Origin of the sequence: Salegentibacter maritimus, from assembly GCF_016236915.1 — a bacterium.
GTDB lineage: Bacteria > Bacteroidota > Bacteroidia > Flavobacteriales > Flavobacteriaceae > Salegentibacter > Salegentibacter maritimus.
Genome location: NZ_JAEHOK010000013.1, coordinates 102,726 through 120,434, shown reverse-complemented (window position 1 = coordinate 120,434; position 17,709 = coordinate 102,726). Strand labels below are relative to the sequence as shown.

Annotated in this window: 18 protein-coding genes; all 18 read left to right on the top strand. The window is 33.0% G+C overall.

All coding sequences use genetic code 11. The features are described from left to right. The coding region (gene cysD / locus I6U49_RS11480; protein ID WP_198628770.1) for a sulfate adenylyltransferase subunit CysD at window positions 1-906 on the top strand (906 nt) is incomplete at its 5' end. 56 nt (window positions 907-962) lie between these two features. Then, window positions 963-1,313 carry a four helix bundle protein gene (locus I6U49_RS11475; protein WP_198628769.1) on the top strand — a complete coding sequence of 117 codons (351 nt, stop codon included), beginning with the start codon at window positions 963-965 and terminating at the stop codon, window positions 1,311-1,313. Window positions 1,314-1,399: 86 nt separating this feature from the next. Beyond that, window positions 1,400-2,656 (top strand): sulfate adenylyltransferase subunit 1, encoded by a 1,257-nt coding sequence (locus I6U49_RS11470; RefSeq protein ID WP_198628768.1) that lies wholly within the window; start codon window positions 1,400-1,402, stop codon window positions 2,654-2,656. A gap of 247 nt (window positions 2,657-2,903) precedes the next feature. Continuing rightward, a complete protein-coding gene (gene rfbB / locus I6U49_RS11465; RefSeq protein ID WP_198628767.1) occupies window positions 2,904-3,980 on the top strand; it encodes a dTDP-glucose 4,6-dehydratase in 1,077 nt (358 codons plus the stop codon). Between the two features lie 30 nt (window positions 3,981-4,010). Beyond that, window positions 4,011-4,877 carry a glucose-1-phosphate thymidylyltransferase RfbA gene (gene rfbA, locus I6U49_RS11460; RefSeq protein WP_198628766.1) on the top strand — a complete coding sequence of 289 codons (867 nt, stop codon included), beginning with the start codon at window positions 4,011-4,013 and terminating at the stop codon, window positions 4,875-4,877. After that, window positions 4,878-6,311 (top strand): lipopolysaccharide biosynthesis protein, encoded by a 1,434-nt coding sequence (locus I6U49_RS11455; RefSeq protein WP_198628765.1) that lies wholly within the window; start codon window positions 4,878-4,880, stop codon window positions 6,309-6,311. Further along, window positions 6,308-6,994, top strand: a complete 687-nt coding sequence (locus tag I6U49_RS11450; RefSeq protein WP_198628764.1) for a sulfotransferase — start codon at window positions 6,308-6,310, stop codon at window positions 6,992-6,994. Before I6U49_RS11455 ends, I6U49_RS11450 begins: the two co-directional genes overlap by 4 nt. Next, window positions 6,991-8,052, top strand: a complete 1,062-nt coding sequence (locus I6U49_RS11445) for a DegT/DnrJ/EryC1/StrS family aminotransferase (RefSeq protein ID WP_198628763.1) — start codon at window positions 6,991-6,993, stop codon at window positions 8,050-8,052. Before I6U49_RS11450 ends, I6U49_RS11445 begins: the two co-directional genes overlap by 4 nt. After that, the gene (locus I6U49_RS11440; RefSeq protein WP_198628762.1) at window positions 8,052-9,248 is read left to right on the top strand and encodes an ATP-grasp domain-containing protein; all 1,197 of its coding nucleotides are present in this window, start codon (window positions 8,052-8,054) and stop codon (window positions 9,246-9,248) included. Before I6U49_RS11445 ends, I6U49_RS11440 begins: the two co-directional genes overlap by 1 nt. Before the next feature lie 4 nt (window positions 9,249-9,252). After that, a complete protein-coding gene (locus tag I6U49_RS11435; protein WP_198628761.1) occupies window positions 9,253-10,215 on the top strand; it encodes a hypothetical protein in 963 nt (320 codons plus the stop codon). Next, entirely contained in the window at window positions 10,208-11,011 is an 804-nt protein-coding gene (locus tag I6U49_RS11430) for a sulfotransferase domain-containing protein (protein WP_198628760.1), read from the top strand. The genes I6U49_RS11435 and I6U49_RS11430 overlap by 8 nt, the downstream gene beginning before the upstream one ends. Continuing rightward, window positions 11,002-11,985 (top strand): glycosyltransferase family 2 protein, encoded by a 984-nt coding sequence (locus I6U49_RS11425; protein ID WP_198628759.1) that lies wholly within the window; start codon window positions 11,002-11,004, stop codon window positions 11,983-11,985. The genes I6U49_RS11430 and I6U49_RS11425 overlap by 10 nt, the downstream gene beginning before the upstream one ends. Beyond that, window positions 11,982-13,070, top strand: a complete 1,089-nt coding sequence (locus I6U49_RS11420; RefSeq protein ID WP_198628758.1) for a glycosyltransferase family 4 protein — start codon at window positions 11,982-11,984, stop codon at window positions 13,068-13,070. Before I6U49_RS11425 ends, I6U49_RS11420 begins: the two co-directional genes overlap by 4 nt. Continuing rightward, window positions 13,057-13,968 carry a glycosyltransferase gene (locus I6U49_RS11415; protein WP_198628757.1) on the top strand — a complete coding sequence of 304 codons (912 nt, stop codon included), beginning with the start codon at window positions 13,057-13,059 and terminating at the stop codon, window positions 13,966-13,968. Before I6U49_RS11420 ends, I6U49_RS11415 begins: the two co-directional genes overlap by 14 nt. Then, the gene (locus I6U49_RS11410) at window positions 13,961-14,845 is read left to right on the top strand and encodes a polysaccharide pyruvyl transferase family protein (protein ID WP_198628756.1); all 885 of its coding nucleotides are present in this window, start codon (window positions 13,961-13,963) and stop codon (window positions 14,843-14,845) included. Before I6U49_RS11415 ends, I6U49_RS11410 begins: the two co-directional genes overlap by 8 nt. 46 nt (window positions 14,846-14,891) lie before the next feature. Then, complete coding sequence (locus I6U49_RS11405; protein WP_198628755.1) at window positions 14,892-15,674, top strand: polysaccharide deacetylase family protein; 783 nt, start codon at window positions 14,892-14,894, stop codon at window positions 15,672-15,674. Then, window positions 15,671-16,531 (top strand): sulfotransferase family protein, encoded by an 861-nt coding sequence (locus tag I6U49_RS11400; RefSeq protein ID WP_198628754.1) that lies wholly within the window; start codon window positions 15,671-15,673, stop codon window positions 16,529-16,531. The genes I6U49_RS11405 and I6U49_RS11400 overlap by 4 nt, the downstream gene beginning before the upstream one ends. Next, window positions 16,528-17,667, top strand: a complete 1,140-nt coding sequence (locus tag I6U49_RS11395) for a glycosyltransferase family 4 protein (RefSeq protein ID WP_198628753.1) — start codon at window positions 16,528-16,530, stop codon at window positions 17,665-17,667. Before I6U49_RS11400 ends, I6U49_RS11395 begins: the two co-directional genes overlap by 4 nt. The last annotated feature ends 42 nt before the right edge of the window (window positions 17,668-17,709 follow it).

Below are 17,709 nucleotides of genomic sequence, written 5' to 3'. Positions count from 1 at the left end.
ATGAGCAAATATTATTTAAACTATTTAGACGAATTAGAATCGGAAGCGATCTATATTTTACGCGAAGTTTGGGCGCAATTTGAGAATCCTGTAATCCTCTTTTCGGGAGGAAAAGATTCTATTTTAGTGACGCATTTAGCGAAAAAAGCTTTTTACCCCAGTAAAATTCCTTTTCCTTTAATGCACGTAGATACCGGACATAACTTTCCGGAAACTATACAATTTAGGGATCATCTGATTGAAAAGCTTGGCGTTAAGTTAATAGTAGGTTCTGTGCAGGAATCTATAGACCAAGGGCGTGTAGCGGAAGAAAAAGGGAAGAATGCCACGCGAAATGCCTTGCAAATCACCACGCTGCTGGATGCTATAGAAGAGAATAAGGTAGATTGCGCCATTGGAGGCGGAAGAAGGGATGAAGAGAAAGCCCGTGCTAAAGAAAGGTTCTTTAGCCATCGTGACGATTTTGGGCAATGGGACCCTAAAAACCAGCGTCCGGAGTTATGGAACCTTTTAAATGGAAAGCAATTTGAAGGCGAACACTTTAGAGCGTTCCCAATTAGTAACTGGACTGAAATGGATGTTTGGAATTATATCAAAAGGGAAAACATTAGTATACCTTCCTTATATTTTGCGCATGAGCGAGAAGTAGTCTTTCGTAGTAATTCCTGGATCCCGGTTTCGGAGTATTTGAAACTTGAAGAAGGTGAAAAGGTAGAAAAAAAGAAAATCAGGTTTAGGACCCTTGGCGATATTACCATTACCGGTGGTATAGAATCTGATGCCGATACGCTTGATAAGATAGCTTTAGAAGTTTCGGCTATGCGAAAAACCGAAAGAGGAGATAGATCAGATGATAAGCGTAGTGAAACCGCTATGGAAGATAGGAAGAAGCAGGGGTATTTTTAATATGAGGCTATAGGCTTTATGCAATAAGCTATAAGCCATAGCAGCTACTGTCAATAATGAGAGATTTTAAGAAATATGATGTTTGGAAATTAAGTCATGATTTGACTTTGCGTGTTTATAAAATAACTTTTTCTTTTCCTCATTCAGAGAGATATCAATTAGTTTCTCAAATGCAGCGAGCTGCTTACTCAATACCTTCTAATTTTAGTGAAGGTTGTGGAAGAGGTTCAGACAAAGACTTTAATAGGTTTGTGCAGATTTCACTTGGTTCAGCTCATGAATTAGAATACTTTTTCATACTGAGCAAAGACTTAAAATTTATTGATGAGCGAACATTTGAGGTTTGTTTTGATGAGGTCAATGAAATAAAGAAAAAATTATACAGATTAAATCAAAGATTACAGTGATATTTTATATATCAAAGACTTTAATCGACAACTAAAATACATTTTTGGCCTATAGCATAAAGCCTAAGGCCTAAAGCATAGAAACAATGGAAATAGACAATAACCAACTACTAAGATTTACCACTGCCGGGAGTGTAGATGATGGAAAAAGTACTTTGATAGGCAGGCTTTTATTCGACTCGAAGTCAATTTTTGAAGATCAGTTGGATTCGGTGAGTAAAACCAGTGAGAAAAAGGGGCATGATGGTGTAGACCTTGCCTTGTTTACCGATGGCTTAAAAGATGAAAGGGAGCAGGGAATTACCATCGATGTTGCTTACCGGTATTTTACCACTCCCAAACGTAAATTTATTATCGCTGATACTCCGGGTCATATTGAATATACCCGTAATATGGTGACAGGTGCATCTACCGCTAATGCTGCGGTGATTTTAATCGATGCCCGTCACGGGGTAATAGAGCAAACAAAGCGTCACTCTTTTATAGCTTCCTTGCTTAATATTCCGCATTTAATTGTTTGCGTTAATAAAATGGATTTAGTAGATTATTCTGAAGAAGTGTATAACAGTATTATTGCACAGTTCGAAGAATTTTCCTCTAAGCTTCTTATGAAAGATGTTCGGTTTATCCCAATAAGCGCCCTAAAAGGGGATAATGTGGTAAACCGCTCTGAAAACATGTCCTGGTACCCCAACGGGACCTTGCTCAGTACTTTGGAGAATTTACATATTAGCAGTGATATTAATAAAATAGATGCTCGTTTCCCGGTACAGACTGTGCTTAGGCCGCAGAGTGACGAACATCGTGACTATAGGGGGTATGCCGGTAGGATTGCCAGTGGTATTTACCGGGTAGGAGATGAAGTGGCCGTATTGCCATCGGGCTTTCAGTCAAAGATTAGATCCATTAATGCCGGGGAGCAGGAGTTAAAAGAAGCCTATGCGCCAATGAGTATTTCCATAACCCTGGAAGACGATATTGATGTAAGCCGCGGGAATATGATTGTAAAACAAAATAACCAACCCGAGCAGGAACAAGAATTTGATGTAATGTTGTGCTGGCTGAATAACGACCCTGCAAAACCCCGGGCAAAATATACCATTAAGCATACCTCTAATGAAGAGCGGGCGATAATAAAGGAAGTGGTTTATAAAATGGATATTAATACTTTTGAACGGGATAATGAAGATTCAAATTTAGAGATGAATGATATTGCCAGGGTTAAAATAAGAACTACCCGTAGGCTAATGTTAGATTCTTACCGTGATAATCGAAATACGGGTAGTATTATTCTAATTGATGAGAATACTAATGAAACCGTTGCCGCGGGAATGGTAGTGTAATTAAGCCATAAGCAGTAGGCCTTAAGCTTAAAGCCTACTGCTTAGAACTTAAGGCCTACTGCTTAGAGCTTAAAGCCTATTGTCTACTGCTCCAAAATACCGTTTATAATCTACTGCCTACCGTCTATGTCAAAACCGTCTTTCAAACAATTCTTAACGTTTTTAAAGCTTTAAGGTTTATTTAGCAATAGGCTCATAAAGAAATTCTATCTTTGCCGCCGATTAAAAGTTAAACTAAAATTCTCAAATGACTGAATTTCAGGATAAATTAGAAGGTGAAAAAATTCTTATAACTGGAGGAGCAGGCTTTATTGGATCTCATGTTGTAAGGTTATTTGTAAATAAATATCCTCACTATCAGATTTACAATCTAGATGTACTTACCTACGCCGGAAATCTAGAGAATTTAAAAGATATTGAGTCTAAGTCTAACTATACATTTTTAAAGGCTAATATCAATAATGTTGATGAAATAAGCCAACTTTTTAAAAAATATGGTTTTACAAAAATAATTCACCTGGCAGCAGAATCTCATGTAGATCGTTCCATTAGTGATCCTTTGGCTTTTGTGAAGACGAATGTTATTGGAACCATGAATTTGCTAAACGCAGCCTTGCAAATCTGGAATGGTGATTTTCAGGATAAATTGTTTTACCACATTAGTACTGACGAGGTATATGGAACCCTGGGTGAAACAGGTTTGTTTACAGAAACAACTGCTTACGACCCTAACTCTCCATATTCAGCTTCAAAAGCCAGTAGTGATCATTTTGTAAGGGCTTATGGGGAAACTTATGGCTTGCCTTATATTATTTCTAATTGTTCCAATAACTATGGACCTAATCAATTTCCTGAAAAATTGATTCCTTTGTTTATCAATAATATTGTTAATAAGCAAGCATTACCTGTTTATGGAGATGGTAAATATACAAGGGATTGGCTTTTTGTAGAAGATCATGCAGAAGCTATAGACCTGGCATTTCACAAGGGAGATGATAAAGAAACCTACAATATAGGTGGCTTTAACGAATGGCAAAATATAAACCTTATCCAACTGCTTTGTTCAATAATGGATAAGAAATTAGGTAGAAAAGAGGGAGATTCAGCTAAATTAATTACCTATGTAAAAGATAGGCCCGGCCACGATAAACGTTATGCTATAGATGCCCGAAAAATCAATAAAGAATTAGGTTGGAAACCTTCGGTAACTTTCGAACAGGGTTTAGAAAAAACTATCGATTGGTATTTAAAAAATGAGGAGTGGTTAAGAAATGTGACCTGTGGTGCATATAGAGATTATTATCAAAAACAATATTCGCGTTAATTCGTTTGAATTAGTAAAATTTGAGATGAAATGAAGGGAATTATATTGGCAGGAGGCAGTGGTACCAGATTATATCCAATAACCATAGCCGTTAGTAAACAATTATTACCGGTATATGATAAGCCAATGATTTATTATCCACTATCGGTATTAATGTTAGCAGGTATAAACGAAATTCTGTTTATCACCACTCCGCAGGATCAGGAATCTTTTAAAAAATTATTGGGTGATGGATCTCATTTGGGGTGCAATTTTGAATATGCCATACAGGAAGAACCTAATGGCCTGGCTGAAGCTTTTACTATAGGTGAAGATTTTATTGGGAATGATAAAGTAGCATTGGCCCTGGGAGATAATATTTTTTATGGCAATGGTTTTGGTAGTCTATTGCGTAGTAAAGTTAATGTGGATGGAGCGGCGATTTTCGCTTACCCGGTAAAAGATCCTCAACGCTACGGTGTTGTAGAATTCGATAGGAATAACAAAGCAATAAGCATAGAAGAGAAGCCTAAAACACCAAAATCTAAATATGCTGTTCCCGGACTTTATTTTTATGATAATAAGGTGGCGGAATATGCGAAAAAAGTAAAACCTTCGGCCAGGGGTGAGAAAGAAATTTCCAGTATTAACCAAATGTATCTTGAAGCCGGCGAGTTGGAAGTAGGTGTGATGACAAGGGGTATGAGTTGGTTTGATACCGGTACGGTAGAGTCTCTAGACGATGCTACCGAGTTTATACGTGTACTCCAAACCAGGCAAAGTACTTTAATTGGTTGTATTGAGGAGGTTGCCTACCAAAGAAGATTTATTTCTAAGGAGAAGCTTAATACGCTATCTCAAAAATATGGTAAGTCCAAGTACGGAGCGTATTTGACCGAAATTTCCAAAATAATTTAAATGTCTTTAAAAAAGGAGGCAACCTCTGGTCTTGTATGGACTTTTACACAGCAATTTGGTGCTCAAATAATTAGCTTTATTGTCTCTTTGGTCTTGGCAAGGCTACTCTTGCCAAAAGAATTTGGACTGATTGGGATGATTGCAGTATTTATTGCCGTAGGCGGGGCTTTGGTAGATTCAGGTCTAACTCAATCCTTGATAAGGAGTAAACAATTGGATCAGGAGGATTTTTCTACCGTGTTTTATTTTAATCTCGCTGCGAGTATTTTAATTTATATTATTGTTTATTTGACGGCTCCTTTAGTGACCAATTTTTATGATCAACCTCTACTTACTCCTATTCTTCGGTTATATTGTACTACCTTTATTATAACTGCCTTTTCGGCAGTGCAAGTAGCCAGGTTAACGCAAAAAATGGACTTTAAAACTCAGACCCTGGTAGCTATCCCTTCAATAATTGTTGGAGGAATCGTGGGTATTGTAATGGCTTATATGGGCTATGGGGTATGGAGTTTAGTTTGGAACCAGATTGTTACGGCTTTAATAAGCACCGTTCAATTATGGATTTATTCAAAATGGTCGCCTAGTTGGGTTTTTAATTTCGAGAAATTTAAAGAACATTTTAATTTTGGGTATAAATTGACTCTTTCTGCGTTATTGAATAAAATTTTTATTAATATATACGTAATTATTATAGGGAGATATTTTTCAGCATCACAGGTAGGCTTCTATACTAGAGCAGATACAATGAAACAATTGCCCGTAAGCAATATTTCAACTGCCCTAAACAAGGTGACTTATCCATTATTTGCAAAAATCCAGGACGATGATGTGCGGTTAAAGCGAGTATATAGTCAATTGATGCAAATGGTCGTTTTTGTTATTGCACCCACATTGGTGTTTTTAGCAGTATTGGCTGAACCGACATTTCGATTTTTATTTACTAAAAAATGGTTGCCTGCGGTTCCTTATTTTCAAATTTTATGTATAAGTGGAGTTTTATATCCTATTCATGCCTACAATTTAAATATTTTAAAAGTTAAAGGAAGAAGTGATTTATTTTTAAAACTGGCCGTAATAAAAAAGAGCATTACTGTTGTAGGGATTATTATAGGTGTCCAGTTTGGCATATACGGCCTATTATATGCTCAAGTGGCCCTGTCAGGTTTTTCTTTCTTCATTAATGCTTTTTATACCAATCGGTTTATAAATTACTCTGCCTGGCAACAAATAAGAGATATTCTTCCAATAATAGGATTAGCATTAGCATGTGGAGGCATTGTTTGGTACTTGGACAAGTTTTTATATGGGCAGATCGACTTGTTTAGGCTGGTTGCTGGAGGAATTACTGGAGGGGTTTTTTATATTTTATTTAGTTATTTATTGAGATTTGAAAGTTTAATTGAATTTAGAAAAATAATTTTTAAAAAATGAGTGTAACCAATAAGTTAATAGGTTTAAAAAGACATGTTAGCGTATATAATAAACCAAAAATATTTGGAATTGGCGCTAATAAAACGGGCACTACTTCACTAAAAGCCGCTATGGAGGATCTGGGGTTTATAGTAGGAATTCAACGTAAAGCTGAGAATTTAATTGATGATTGGGCAATAAGGGATTTCAATTCTATAAAAAGATATTGTTTTTCTGCCCAATTTTTTCAAGATACTCCCTTTAGCCTTCCTTATACTTTTGTAGCGATGGATCAGGCCTTTCCAAACAGTAAATTCATTTTAACAGTTCGAGATTCTCCTGAACAATGGTATAATTCTTTGACAAATTTTCACGCCCGATTGTGGGGAAAAAATGGAAGGATACCAACTAAAGATGATCTTCAGAAAGCTATTTATATTTCAAAAGGTAGACCCTGGCAGGCTAACCGTTGGAGCTATACCACTCCCGAAGATAATCCCTATGAGAAGAAAGAGTTAATAGAAAGTTATATTCGACATAATGAAGCAGTAAAAGATTATTTCAGACATAGACCCCATGATCTTTTGGTTTTAAATGTTGCTGAAAATGGGGGCTATAAAAAATTGACAGAATTTTTAGGACTGAAATCTCAAAGAGAAGACTTTCCCTGGGAAAACAAAACCTCAGAAATAAATAAACAATGATCCCAGTAACAAAAACATTTTTTCCCCCAATTAAAGATTATCACGGCCAGGTGCAACGTATATGGGATAACCAATGGCTTACCAATCGAGGTGAATTGGTAAAGGAACTGGAAACTAATTTAAAAACTGAATTAGGTGTTCCAAATATAACCTTAACTACAAACGGTACACTACCTATACAAATAGCGTTGAAAGTTCTTGCAAAAGGAGGGGAAGTTATCACCACGCCTTTTAGTTACGTAGCTACCACTTCAGCCATTATTTGGGAACGTTGTAAACCGGTGTTTGTAGATATCCACCCGGAGTATCTTACTATAGATGAAACAAAAATAGAAGCAGCTATTACTTCTCAAACCAAGGCTATTCTGGCTACCCATGTGTTTGGAAACCCCTGTCATGTAGAAGAAATAGAAAGAATTGCCCAAAAGCATGATCTTAAGGTTATCTATGATGCGGCTCATTGTTATGGCGTAAAATATAAAGGAAATAGTTTGTTTAATTATGGCGATGTAAGTACCTGTAGTTTTCATGCTACTAAAATCTTTCATACCGGGGAAGGTGGTGCTCTTTTTTGTAAAGATGAGGAATTAAATCATCAGTTATTTTATAGCCATAATTTTGGACATAACGGCCCGGAAGATTTTTACGGAGTTGGGATCAATGCCAAAATGAGCGAACTGCAAGCGGCAATGGGTTTAAGTGTACTCCCTTATATGAACGATATTTTGAAAGCTCGAAAAAATATTGTGGATTTTTATAATAAAAACCTTAATTTCTCAAAACTTCAAAAACTTAAAATTCGGGAAGAGACCCATTGGAACTTTAGTTACTATCCGGTGATATTTGAAAGTGAAGCAAAGCTTTTAAAAGTACAAAAAGAATTAAATGAACAGAAAATTTATCCTCGCAGATATTTTTATCCTTCCTTGAACTTATTGAATTATGTAAATAGAGAGACAATGCCTGTTTCAGAAGATATTGCTTCCAGAATTATGTGTTTGCCACTCTATAAGGATTTAGAAACTGATGTATTGTTTGAAATTACTAAAAGTATATAATGAAGAAGTTATTGCTATTAGGAGGACTTAGATATTTAATTCCGGTAATTAAAGAAGCAAAAAAATTAGGGTATTACACCATTACCTGTGATTATATTCCTGAAAATATGGCTCATAAGTTTTCTGATGAGTATCATAATATTAGTATAACAGATCGGGAGGCAGTCCTATCCCTTGCGCAGGAACTTCAAATTACGGGAATTATGTCATTTGCAGTTGATCCGGGGGTGTTAACTGCGGCCTATGTAGCTGAAAAGATGGTCTTGCCCGGCTGTTCATTAAAATCGGTTGAGATTCTTCAAAATAAGGGGCTTTTTAGAGAGTTTTTAAGGAAGCATAACTTTACAGTGCCTAAGGCGAAAGCCTATAGTAGCTTTTCTGAAGCTAATAATGAAATTCGGGAATTTAGTTTACCGATTATTGTAAAGCCTGTGGATGCAGCTGGTAGCAAGGGGGTTACTAAAGTCTCTGATTTGAAAAATCTTGAACGGGCTGTAAATTTATCAAAAAAACACTCCATCACCGATACTTTTATTATTGAAGAGTTTATTGAAGCAGAAGGAAATCCGTCAGATTCAGATTGTTTTTCGATTGATGGAGAATTGAAGATTGTAACTTTCTCCAATCAATACTTTGATAAAGATTCTAAAAATCCTTTTACTCCTTCAGCATATAGTTGGCCTTCAGGGATTAGTACAAAAAATCAGAAGGAATTAACAAAAGAATTGCAAAGATTAATTAACTTATTAGGTTTACAAACCTCGCTTTATAATGTTGAAGTTAGAGAAGGGAAGGATGGTAAAGCTTATATAATGGAGATGGCTCCCAGGGGTGGGGGAAATAGGTTATCTGAAATGGTAGAATATTCCACCGGTTTAAATTTAATAAGATACGCTATAAAAGCTGCTATGGGAGAAAATTTTTCTATCCCAAAACGTAAAACTTACAAAGGGAATTGGGCTGAGTTGATACTTTATAGTAACAGGGAAGGCAATTTTTATAAACTTGAAATAGATGAGACTGTAAAAAAATTTTTAGTTGAGGAAGATCTCTGGGTTAAAAACGGGGAAAAGGTATATTCGTTTTTAGCCGCAAACTATGCTATTGGAACTTTGGTTTTTAACTTTAATGATAAAAAACAAGTAGAAAATTTGATAAGGAACCGAGAGAGATTGGTAAGAATTATTTATAAATGATTTTATGGCGAATTCGAAGGAAATAGGTGGGTTTTTTGAACTTGAATTAAATAATGGGTTTGAGTATCACGGGGCTGCTATTGCTTTAAATACAGGGAGAAATGCATTTGAATATATTTTAGAAGCTAACAACTATACCCATATTTATCTTCCATATTTTACTTGTGACGCCATGATTGAACCACTTAAAAAGCTAAAAATTTCTTATGAATTTTATAGTATAAACAATAATTTATTACCTGATTTTAATTTTAAGAAAGTGCAAAATAATCAAGCTTTTATTTACAATAACTATTTTGGTTTATTGGGTAATAACATAGGGGCGATCCGCTCAAAATGTAAAAATATTATTGTAGATAATTCTCAGGCCTTTTTTGATAGAACTTTGTTAGATATAGATACTTTTTATTCACCTAGAAAATTTTTTGGAGTCAGTGACGGGGCTTATTTATACTCTAAAAGAAAAATTTCCCAATTTTTGAAAACTGATATTTCCTATAACAATATGAAACATTTATTAGGTAGAGTTGATATGGGTGCCCAAAAATTTTATAAAGATTATCAAAGAAATGAAGAAAAATTAAAAGATCAACCTATAAAGAGAATGTCTTCGTTGACGCAAAATATTTTGAAAAACATTGCTTATGAAAATGTAAAGAAAAAACGTAGACGTAATTACAAATTTTTAGGAAAGTATTTTAATGATATAAATTTATTACAGTTCAATCTGGACAATGATACGGTTCCATTAGTTTATCCACTTCTATTGAAAGATGGTGGCTCCTTAAAGAAAGCACTGATTCAAAATAATATATATATTCCTACCTATTGGCCAAATGTTTTAGAATGGACTCATGAAAATAGTTTTGAAAAATTCTTAGTTGAAAACTTAGTTTGTCTCCCTATCGATCAAAGGTATGATGAGGCTGATATGAAGATAATAATTGATTTGATTAATAATGAATAAAGTTGCAATATTTTCTGTTCCTCGTTCGGGATCATCGTGGCTTGGCCAAATATTTAATAGCCAGCCTAAAGTAGTTTTCAGATTTCAACCTAATTTCGCCTATAGTTTTAATCACAGTTTATCGGAGCGAGATTCAAAAACAGATATTGAAGAATTTTATAAAAATCTTTCAATAACGAAAGATGCCTTTGTTAAAGGTGAACTTACTATTAGCAGTAGAAAAGGAATTTTTTTTAAAAAGAAGGTTCCTGATACTTTAGTTTTTAAAGAAACTCACTTTTTAAATGTTATCCCTAATTTATTGGTTAATTCTGATAGTAAAGTTATTGGGCTAATTCGTTCGCCTTTTTCCGTTATTAATTCCTGGATAAATATTCCTAAAGAATTTGATCCTAATTGGTCTGTAGCAAGCGAATGGAAAATGGCTGAAAAAAAGAATAAAAATATCAATGAAAATTATTTTGGATACAATAAATGGAAAGAAGCAGCTTTTTTATTTTTAAAATTAAAGGAAGAATATCCTGATAGGTTCTACCTCGTAGATTACAATGCACTCTTAACTGATAAAGTGGTTGAAGTTGAGAAACTTTTTAATTTTTGTGGCCTTGAAATGACGGCACAAACTAAAGAGTTTTTAAATAAGTCTTCTGAAAAAAATGATAAAGATGCCTATTCTGTTTTTAAACAGAAATCTAGAGATGATAAATGGCAGGATGAACTCCCGGAATTTATTATTGATGAGATAAAAGCTGATAAAGATTTTCAGGAACTAAATAAGATTTTTAAGTGGATATAATAGAATTTAAACAAAGATTTGAGCATAAACCGGTTATTGAAGAGCCAAATTTAGTAGCTCAGAATCCATTAGTGTCGGTATGTGTACAAACATATCAGCATGCTAGATATATCAAACAATGTTTAGATGGTATCTTAATGCAGAAAACCAATTTTGATTTTGAGATTCTTTTGGGTGAAGATGCTTCGATTGATGGAACTAGAGAAATTTGTAAAGAATATGCTAAAAAATTTCCTGATAGAATTCGTTTGTTTTTACACCATAGGGAAAATAATATAGCTATAGGAGGATCTCCTACCGGAAGGTTTGTCTTTATTACCAATTTACTTTCTGCTCAAGGTAAATATATTGCTTTATGTGAAGGGGATGATTACTGGACAGATCCTTATAAATTGCAAAAGCAGGTGAATTTTTTGGAAAAAAATCCTGAAATTGTTTTATGTAGCCATAAATTTGAATCTATAACTGAAAAAGGTGCAACTTCAAAAAAAATTAAAGTTAAATCTGATAAATTACAGCTTAAAGATGAATTAAAGAAGCATACGATTCATACGGCAACTTTAGTTTTTAAAAATAACATTAGTGAATCTTATAATTATTTATTGAACCCTCATCTACTTAGTGGAGACAGGTTAATTATACTATTTCTTTTAGTAAAAGGAAATGGATGGGTTTTAAATGATAGAATGAGTGTTTACAGGAAACACATTGGAGGAGTTACTGCGAGCGAAGGCAATAAAAATAAATTTAATTTAATTAATAATAATATATGCATTTATCAGTCTGTTTTATATGTAATTAAATGTTTGAAAATTCAAGCATTTTTAAAAAATAAATTAGCGAGTTTATATTTGAGTGCAGCTTTACATATGCTAAAAAAATGGAAATTTTTGGTTTTCATAAAATATTTGCTCAAAAGTAATTCTTACATCGTAGGATATCCATTTAGGAAAAAGAAAATTAAATTATCATGAATATTCTATACACACTTCCTGACCTCCATTTTGGGGGAACCTCCAATTTGTTGTATCAAAATATTGAAAATTTAGCTAAAGTTCATAAGGTTTATTTAATTTATTTTGGTCCTAATACCTTAATGGAAAAGAATTTCATAGAAAAAGGTATAATGCCTCTACGAATTCCTTATAATGGTGCTAAAGATTTATTGAAGACTGTTAGATCTATAAGAAAATTTATAAAAATAAATAATATTGATATTATCCATACTAATTTATTTCTAGATAAAGCACTAATAACTTTCGCTACTTTAGGTAGTAGATCTATTAAAAAAGTTTCGACTATTCATTCGGCAGATAATAATAAAGCGGACGTATACCTAAAAAATAAATTAAAAAATGATTTTGAAAATATTATTGATAAATATTTTATGGACAAAATTATTGCTGTATCAGAGACTGCTAAAAGGTTTTCAATCGATAATAGAGGTATTCCGGAGAAAAAAATAACAGTAATCTATAATGGGATACAAGCTTTGCAGGTAGCACCTTATAATAATAACAATAATAAAATTGTATTTGGTACGGCTTGTAGATTTCATTCTATAAAGGGTTTACCAAGATTATTAAAAACAATTTTTATACTTAAGGAGAAGGGGCTTAAGATTAAATTAATTTTAATAGGCGATGGAGGTCAAAGATCTTATCTCGAGAAGGTAATTGAAAATTTACAAATAGATAATGATGTTGAGATAACAGGGTTTACAGATGACGTACCTTTCTATCTATCAGGAATTGATTATTATGTGAACTCTTCCTATTCCGAAGCTATGCCAATAAGTGTTTTAGAAGCTTTGAGTATTGGTTTACCTGTAATTGCTTCTGATGTGGGAGGCTTAAAAGAGATCGTGAAAAATAATTATAATGGTCTCAGGGTTGATTTTAACAATCTAGAGAAAACAGCGGACGAAATTTTTGAATTTTTAAATAATGGAAAAACCGATTATTGGATATTGAAAAAAAACTCGGTTAGTACTTTTGAAAGTAAATTTTCTTCTGGAATTTACTTAAAAAATTTAAATGCGCTTTATGAAAACCTATAAGCAAGAATCTTTTAGTTTTGCAGGTTTTGTAATGACTTATAATAGACCGAAGATATTACTGGAAAGTATTCGAGAAATTTTCAAACAATCTCTGAGTCCTGAAATTTTATTAATTATAGATAATAGTGAAAATAATTATACAAAGTATGCAATAGAAAAACTTAACAATCCAAAAATAAAATATATTAAAATGCCTGAAAATATTGGTCCTGCTGGAGCTGCTAATAGAGGCGTTAAATTTTTGTCAGAATTGGGATATGATTGGATTTATTGGGGGGATGACGATGACCCGCCGAAATTCCCGAATATATTTATAAATCTAGTAGAAATTGCAAGTAAAAATGAAAATACAGGTGCTATAGGTTCTGTAGGATCTAAATTTGATTTTAAAAATGGGCTTACCGTGAGATTTAAAGATGAAGAGTTGAAGGGGGTTTTAAGTGCCGATACTATAGGAGGAGGGCATAATCTAATTTTGAATGGAGAAGCTATAAGAAAAACTGGTGTCTTACCAGATCCAAAACTGTTTTTTGGTTTTGAAGAATTTGACTTCCTACAAAGACTTAAAAAAGTAGGTTATAGTATATTAGTAAGTGGGGATTCATTATTTCAACATAGAAAGGCTAGTAATAGACTAAATTATAAAATAAATCGAAAATTAATTCCCAAATTGGACGAAGCTGCCTCTAAAAGAAAATATTATTCGTACCGAAATCATATTTATATATTTTACCATAAGCTAGGCTTAAAGCGTTTGGCAATTTTAATTATTATAAGAGCAACAATGAAAGTTTTTATGGGTTATTTTAATGGTTTTAAATTTGGCAATAGAAACGCTATATATACCTTCTCTGCAATATTTGATGGTTTAACAAAAAAATTAGGAAAGCATGAATAAAGAAATAAAGTCATACCTCTATAAACATTATCGAAAAAGCAGGAATTTAATAAGTAATGATAATTTAAGCTATTTTTTAGAAAAAGATAGCATTTTGGTTCATTTTCACGACTTTTCTAAAAACTGGGGTGATTATATAAATAGATTTTTATTTGAAGAAATTTCTGGAAAAAAAGTTGCATCGGCGAAGAGGATATATAATTGGAAAAAAAAGGAAGTTTTCTTTGGAGTAGGAAGTATTCTTCAAAGGAATTTGTCGAATAGTGTAATATGGGGTTCAGATTTCGTTAAGCCTATTTCTAGGATAGAGAATAAGCCTAAAAAAGTATTAGCACTGAGAGGGGTTTTGTCCGCTGAAATTTTTCATGATAGTAACATCGAATTTAACAAAGTATATGGTGATCCAGCTTTACTATTTTCAGAAATTTACAAGCCTACCCTTAATAGTGAGTTTAAACTGGGGATAATTCCCCATTATACTGAGATGAATTTCTTTGCTAAACATTATAAATTCTTTATAAAAAATAATATTAATATAATTAACCCGCTAGTTTCTGGTAATGATCATTATCAATTTATTGATGAAATTTTGAAGTGTGAAAATATTGTTTCAAGCTCATTACATGGGCTTATAATAGCGGATACTTATTCCATTCCGAGTTCACGCTTTGTATTTGAAAAAAATGAAATTCAAGGTGGCGACTTTAAGTACAGCGATTATTATAGCGGAGTAGGCATAAAAGATTTTAATACTATTAGGATAAATTCTTCATCACCAAATAATTTTTTAGGTTTAGAACAGGATGCAGAAAAAAAGATCCTATCATTTTCTCCAGAAATCTTGAGAGATAGTTTAATTAATCATTTTTTGGATTAATTTATTTATATAAAATCAATAAAATTTAGAGAAATCATTTGTTTTGATGAAAAAAACTAAAGTCTTAGCCTACCATAAAATTTTGAATAGACATTCGTTTCTACGTCAAATCCAATATTTGATCAGAAATAATGATTTTGATTGTTCTAACCAAAACCTGTTCATTACTGTGGATGACGGAGATCCCAGTTTCTACCACAATGCCTTTCCAATTCTAAAAAAATATAATATACCCGCTATTTTGTTTGTTATAACCGATTTAATTAATACTCAAAAGCCATTCTGGTGGGATGAAATTGAATATTATTTGGGAAAAGAGGAAGGAAATAAAAAAGTTTGGGAAGTAAAAGGCTGGGAAAATAGAAAACGTGAATCATATTTAAAGAACCTAAGGGGGAAATCTTCTAAACCTATTCTTAAATATGAACAATTAACTACAGCACAGTTGAAGGAAATGCAGAATGCAGGGATAATTATTGCTAATCATTCTCATACACACCCTATGTTTGATCAATGTACTTGTGAAGAATTGGAAAATGAAATAAAAAATTCAACTAATTTTTTAAAAGAATTAGGCTTTACTCCTGATATATTTGCTTATCCCAATGGCAATTATTCTCCTGTTGCGGAATCTATATTACAGAAATATGGAATTAAGCAGGCTTACTTATTTGACCATAAAATAAATAAAGGAGAGGAGAATCCTTTAAGAATCTCGAGGTTAGTAGTTAACGACACTACACCCCTTTGGAAGTTTAAACTTATTTTAAGTGGTTGGCATAGTCGAATTTTGCCTATTACTAAAGCCCTTGGAAAATTAAGAAAATGACAAAACTGGAATTTCTGCATAGAACTACGGCCAGACTGCGCTATAATCGTATTTGGATGGAATTATTGAACCAAACCGGGAGAGTTATTAAAAATAAAAAATGGATTTTTATAAGTGGTTGTTATAATTCTGGGACTACTCTTCTAGATCAGATTCTTGCTACTCATCCTGAAATTAGTGGACTGCCTGATGAAGGTGTAATGCTGACAGATAAATTAGTAAGACCGGAAGATTTTAACTGGCGTAGAATGTGGAGCGAATGTGAAGATGATATAAAAGAATTAGCACCTTTTGATGAAAAAGATGCTAATCGCATTAAAAAACACTGGTCTCATTTTTATGATTTTAAAAAAGACTTTTTTATTGAAAAATCAATATCCAACCAAATTCGTCTAAAATTTTTTGATACTAATTTTTTACCGTCCTGGTTTATTCATATTGTTAGAAATGGCTATGCTGTAGCTGAAGGCATTCATAGAAAGGCAGAAGTGATGGAAGAGAATGAATATTATAATTTAGGCAGTTATCCATATTCATTATGTGCAAAGCAATGGGTACGATCTTTAGAAGTTTTTGAGAAGGAACAAAAACGTCTGCAAAATGTGATAACTATCTCCTATGAAGAACTTGCTGAAAACCCTTCCAAAACCATAAATACAATTTTAGATAAAATAGGTTTAGAAAGGTTTGCCGATGATTATTTCGATAAATCTTTTAATATTCACGAAAAGCAGAGTAAAATAAGGAATATGAATGCTTCCAGTTTTAATCGACTTAAAAAAGAAGATTATAAAGCTATTAATGAAATTGCTAAAGAAACCATGCTAAACTATGGTTACGAAATAAGGGAGAAATGAAAGTTTTATATATTCAAGACAGTTTAGGAACCGGTGGTGCCGAAAGATCTAATGCGGAACTCTGGTATTATTTACGATCAAAAGAAATACAGATCAAAATTATAGTCCTTGAACATCGCAAAGTTGGTATAGAACAGGAAATTTTAGATGCAGGATTTGATGTAGAATTTTTAAAACCAGGATCTTTTATTAATCAGGTATTGCAAATTAAAAACATTGTAAAGCATTTTAAACCTGATTTAGTACATAGTGTACTTTTTAAGGCAGCAATGCGAACCCGTTCTGCTAAACAGTTGATCAACTTTACAAATATTGAAAGTCTTGTCAATTGTACTTACGCTGAAATTAGATATCAGGATCCTAAAATTAATTCCAAAGCCCTTAAGATATATGAAAAAGTAGATAAGTTATCAGAAAAAATAGGGGTCGATCACTTTGTAGCTATTACCAAGGAGGTTGCAGAGCATTATCAAAAACATTTATCGGTTAGATCTGAAAAAATATTGGTGATACCGAGGGGACGTAAAGGGAATGATTTTCTCGGGGATAAAGATTCTATAAGAAAGCAATTGGAGAAAGAAATAGATGTAAATCCAGATGGACCAATTTTTATTCATGTAGGTCGGCAGGAATTTCAAAAAGCACATCTTGATATTATAAAGGCAATAGAAAGGGTTGATGCTGATTTAAGCCAATCTGGTGCCCAATTCCTTTTCTGTGGAAGAGAGGGGAATGCTACTTCCCAAATCAAAAAAAAATTAGACACAGCTAACATTAATACTCCTTTGCATTTTCTTGGTCATCGAAATGATATTTATGAATTATTAGCTGCTGCTGACGTCTTTGTATTTCCCTCACTATTTGAAGGCTTAGGAGGTTCACTTATTGAGGCTCAGGCGGCAGGTTTGCCTATTATTTGTTCGGATATTCCTGTGTTTAAAGAAGTGGTTACAAGGGAAAATGCTTTATTTCATAAAGTGAATAATCCAGAATCTTTGTCGGTACAATTTTTAAATGTTTTAGAGACTGATCGAAAAAGAATGGGTGAGGCAAGTTTAAGAAATTATGTACATAATTTTAAATTAGAGGAGGTTAATAAAAAAATGTTGAAGCTATATAGAAACCTGCTTAAATAATTTGTCGTTAAGTGATCTTCAGGAATAAAGAAATAAAAGGAA